The following is a 1,006-nucleotide window of genomic DNA, read 5'->3' on the forward strand; positions in this document are numbered from 1 at the left end:
TTCTATTTTTTGAGAATGAAAGGATTTTAAAATGACAGAAAATGATATTCTTTTAACTGACCGTGAAAGTGCAAAATTGATTGTCGAGCGTTGTGATCATTTACCTGATGTTTTTACACACCGTGATATTCATCAAAGAAGTTGGACCTCTTTAAAAGATAATCAAGCCGTGAAGCAAGCTTTAGAGCTTTTATGCTGTTGTAATTATATTCGTGAAATCTCTGAAGATAATACTCCTAAAAGTGGTCGGCCTACGAGACGTTATGAATGGCATCCTTTCGTGAAAAGCCATAAGAGACACCTCAATAAAGCATTTCGAAATCTTATGAAAAATTAAACCCTATAACAGTGAACCTTCAAAGAACGCCCTATCTATGAGTTTTGAGGATTTTGAGGGTTCCTTTTACTCCCCTTTATATATTTTTTTTCAATCAAAAAATAAAAGTTATTATATTTCAATATATTAGTATTTTAGAGATACAATCTATATTAAAACACAACCTATAAATACAACCCATGATATATTTTTGAAGGTATTTTGAGGGTGTGAGAAACCTTCAAAACCTCTCTATAAAGTGCCTTATAAAACCTATCAAAATACTCATTCTGATATTTTAAAGCCCATAGTGCATTTATCTTGATTAACCCATGAAACGAATAGCAAATTTTACTACTTTGCTGATCTTATCCCATGTCATGAGCTGTTGATAAGCAAGCTTTAAAAACCTCTTTTGAAAAAATATCCGCTTTTTTAGCAGTTTTTTCCCATTTTTATCGATATTTGCTTTAAGTGCATTTGATTGAATTCGTTTTGATTCTTTTGATGGTTATTAATCATCTCATAAGGCAAGGGATTTTTATTACAATATGCTGCAATCTGTTAACTCTGATAATGAACACGTCTCTTTACGCTCTCTGTTGGAATATTATCGGCAAAAAGCTAAATCTCCCCGTGAATTAGGAACATTATTTGAAAACCTGGTCATGGATTATTTGATGCATGATC

Annotated in this window: 1 protein-coding gene; it reads left to right on the forward strand. The window is 31.9% G+C overall.

Annotated elements, in window-relative coordinates; translation table 11 throughout:
- Positions 1-31: 31 nt before the first annotated feature.
- On the forward strand, positions 32-337 hold the full coding sequence (locus MCY_RS06565) for a hypothetical protein (RefSeq protein ID WP_007347581.1): 306 nt from the start codon (positions 32-34) through the stop codon (positions 335-337).
- Positions 338-1,006: the final 669 nt, after the last annotated feature.

The sequence above is a fragment of the Bartonella rattimassiliensis 15908 genome (assembly GCF_000278215.1).
Taxonomy (GTDB): domain Bacteria; phylum Pseudomonadota; class Alphaproteobacteria; order Rhizobiales; family Rhizobiaceae; genus Bartonella; species Bartonella rattimassiliensis.

Bases quoted from the DNA above. Each gene is read 5' to 3' on its own strand.
- MCY_RS06565 (WP_007347581.1), top strand. From the start codon at position 32: ATGACAGAAAATGATATTCTTTTAACTGACCGTGAAAGTGCAAAATTG.